The organism is candidate division KSB1 bacterium (assembly GCA_034505495.1).
GTDB lineage: Bacteria > Zhuqueibacterota > Zhuqueibacteria > Residuimicrobiales > Krinioviventaceae > Fontimicrobium_A.
Genome location: JAPDQV010000041.1, coordinates 26,018 through 29,300, shown reverse-complemented (window position 1 = coordinate 29,300; position 3,283 = coordinate 26,018). Strand labels below are relative to the sequence as shown.

Here is a 3,283-nt window from a genome sequence, read left to right as displayed (position 1 = left end):
GGAAGTTAAGCCCTCCTGCGCCGATGGTACTGTACGGGCGACCGTGCGGGAGAGTAGGACGCCGCCGAGATTAATTTTCAAGGCCTCTGGACATCCAAGAGGCCTTTTTTGTTTTATGTTTATTTTCGACCCGTAATGAGCAAAAGATATAACAGCTTCAACGACTATCTGCAGAGGAAATTCAATACCAAGGTCTGGAAAGTCTGCCTGGATGCCGCTTTGCCTTGTCCCAATAAAATCGGCGACGGACGCGGCTGCCTGTTCTGTCGAAACGAATCGTTTGCTCCGCAATACGGCAGCTCTTTGACGATCCCCGAACAGCTCGCCCTAGGCATCGCCAAAGCAAAACAGCGGGGAATCAGCCGATATATCGCTTACTTCCAAGCCGGAACGAATACTTTTGCTCCTGCAGAAAAACTCCGCCCTCTCTTTTTCTCTGCTCTCGAGTTCGAAGGAGTCATCGGATTGTCGATTGCGACTCGGCCGGACTGCATTCGCCCGGATATCATCGACCTGCTGAAAGAATTGGCGCAGAAGACCCGCCTCTGGATCGAAATCGGCCTTCAGTCCGCAAATGAGGATATTCTTGACAAAATTCATCGCGGACATACAGTCGAGGATTATGTTAAAGCCGTCGACGCTTTGCGGTCGGTCGACGCCAGAATTTGTACCCACCTCATTTTCGGTCTGCCGGAAGAGACGATGCAGGATGTTCATGAATGCGCCCGACTCATCGCACGCGTGGGTTCCCATGAGGCAAAAATCCATCCCTTGCTGATTTTGAAGGAAACACCGGTTGGAGAGATGTATCAAAACGGCCTGCTGCAGGAAATCGCTCTTGAAGAATATGCCGCCAAAGTATGCGATTTTCTCGAACGAATTCCGCCCGATGTCGTCATTCAGAGACTGACCGCTGAAGCACCAAGGGAAATGCTGTTGGCGCCGCTTTGGACTCTGCAAAAGTCAAATGTTCTGAATGCAATCGAAAAAGAGTTCGCAAAACGCGGCTCACGACAATCCGCCTTGTACCGCTAAAATCCCGGCTGCTCGTACTTTTCTTTGAATTGGATCACGGCCTCGCAGATGGCGGAGGCAATTTTTTTCTGATATGCTTCGGACGTCAGATTGCGCGCATCTTCTGCATTGGTCATAAAACCCGTTTCGATAAGAATATTGGGCATGGAGGCGCCGTAAAGGACATAGAATCCTGCCTGTTTGACACCGAAACCGCGTACTCCCGTCTTTTGTTCGAGCCGACTGTCGATCATTGCCGCCAAGTCCTCGCTCTCTTTGTTGAACGAGTTTTGCGCGTTCATCGCCAAAATAAAAGCCGCATCCGAGAGCCCTTCGTAGGGCTGCAGATTGTCTTCATAGCGAATCACCGAGTTTTCCATCTGCGCCACCGCGCGCGCTGCTTCGGTCTTGGCCGGGCCGAGAAAGTAGATGGTATGACCCCGCAGCCGCTTGACGCGATTCGCATCTACATGAATGCTGATGAACAGTTTGCCTCCCGACTGATTGGCGAACTGGGTGCGCTGTTTCAGAGGCACAAATACATCACTTTTTCGCGTCAACAACACCTCCACATTAAGCCGACGGCGCAGCTCTTCTTCCAAAGCGCGTGCGATGGCCAGGGTGATGTGCTTCTCATACACACGTCCGCTTCCCACGCATCCCGGATCTTTTCCGCCGTGGCCCGGATCGATAATGATTTTGTCGATAAGCCATCGTCGACGCGCCTCTTCCAGCTCTTTAAGTACGGAAATATTGTTAACGGTGCGTTTCAAACGAACATGAATCTCTTTGAGAGAAGGAGCCGCTTCCACACTGACCAAAGACACGCCGGGCGCCGTATGCAGGGATAATCTGGTAGTCTCATTTCCCAAATAATCGACGGTGTACTCGAACACCTCAAGAGGCGGCTGGTAGGAAAGATCCGCCTTGGCAAAAATTCCTCCCTGAATCGTCAGTCGGATCCAATCGCCTTCTGAAGACGTCTTGATTTGCGAGGCCTGGAAGGCCTTTTTGCATTGCAGCACAATCAGACAGCCGTCTTCTAGCGACTGATTGCGAATCGCGACAATCGTAGGAGTCAACAGCTGCAATTCCAACCGAGTGGTCGCCGATTTGTATTCGAATGATGTAATGCCGGCTTTTTGCATGGCCGAAGCGAAAGCCTCGAGAGGCAAAAGAATTTCACCGTGACGCATGACAATGTCTCGGCGAAGCTGCATCTGTTTGCCGTCAATCTCGACAAATGGTGTGAATGCGGTCAGTCTAATACGATGAGGACCGTACTGCAGAACGGCTTGTTTGCTGCGGCTGTTGACCTCGACGGGGAGTGAAAAGTTTTCAAGTTCTTCGATCGCGAAATAAATGCAGCCTTCAAATGTTATGGCAGTTAATTTTCCGGCAAACGAATTGGTGGTTCGATCATAAACGTCGATGGCCGAAATCGTTCCAACAGTGAAAAGCAGCAAGGCCGCGCACGATCGGATAAAGTTCATCGGCTTTCAATCTTTTTCTTTGGAAAGAATTTCTCCGGCCTTTTTCAAAAATTCTTTTTCGGCGCGGCTTATGTTTGCATAGCCGACCTGATTGATATGGTCGAGGATTTGATCGACCTTTTGCCGTACCTCGTTGATCTCCTGCTGCCTGCGCCGCCTCTGTTCTTCACGTTTTTGTTCTATTTTTCCGATCAGTTTTCTCTTAAAACTTTGGAAAGAATCTTTACCCCTCAGTATCAAGAAACCGGTTACAGCGCCGCCGAGATGGGCAAAATGGGCGATTTGATCGGTCGAACCGAACCATTTGGCCTGCAGCCCGAGAAAAAGTGAAATGCCGACGAACAACATCGCCAACGTAGATGCTTTCAAGTGAACCGGCAGAATGAAAAAAAGCAGCAGCGTAACAACCCGATCGGGGAAAATAAGAGCAAAAGCGACCAGAACGCCGTAAACCGCAGCGGATGCACCGATGACGGCGGCGGAGGAGCCCCAATTCAGTACGATCTGCAGCACGCCTCCGCCGATGCCGCAAAACAGAAAATATCTGATAAAATAGGAGGACCCCAGAACGTTTTCGACCTCCACACCGAACATCCAAAGGGTAAAGAGGTTGAAGAACAGATGCAGAAAGGAACCGTGAAGAAATTGATACGTCAACAGCTGCCACACCTTCCATTCAGCAATAAACTGATCGGGGTGCAGAGCAAAGTGCTCGAGCAAAAAGCTGCCTGCCGCTTGTTGGGCAACATAAACCGTCACGTTGAGAATGAGCAACG

Annotated in this window: 3 protein-coding genes; 1 reads left to right on the top strand and 2 read right to left on the bottom strand. The window is 50.5% G+C overall.

Annotation, left to right across the window (positions count from 1 at the left end; all coding sequences use genetic code 11):
* The first annotated feature begins 135 nt into the window (after positions 1 to 135).
* Entirely contained in the window at positions 136 to 1,035 is a 900-nt protein-coding gene (locus ONB24_13280) for a TIGR01212 family radical SAM protein (GenBank protein MDZ7317085.1), read from the top strand.
* Here the strand turns inward: ONB24_13280 and ONB24_13275 are convergent.
* Together ONB24_13275 and ONB24_13270 are read right to left on the bottom strand one after the other, a co-directional pair.
* Positions 1,032 to 2,507, bottom strand: coding sequence for an N-acetylmuramoyl-L-alanine amidase (locus tag ONB24_13275; protein ID MDZ7317084.1), 1,476 nt, complete (start codon positions 2,505 to 2,507; stop codon positions 1,032 to 1,034). The genes ONB24_13280 and ONB24_13275 overlap by 4 nt on opposite strands.
* Before the next feature lie 6 nt (positions 2,508 to 2,513).
* Positions 2,514 to 3,283, bottom strand: a 770-nt coding sequence (locus tag ONB24_13270; protein ID MDZ7317083.1) for a rhomboid family intramembrane serine protease, incomplete at its 5' end; no start/stop codon positions are given.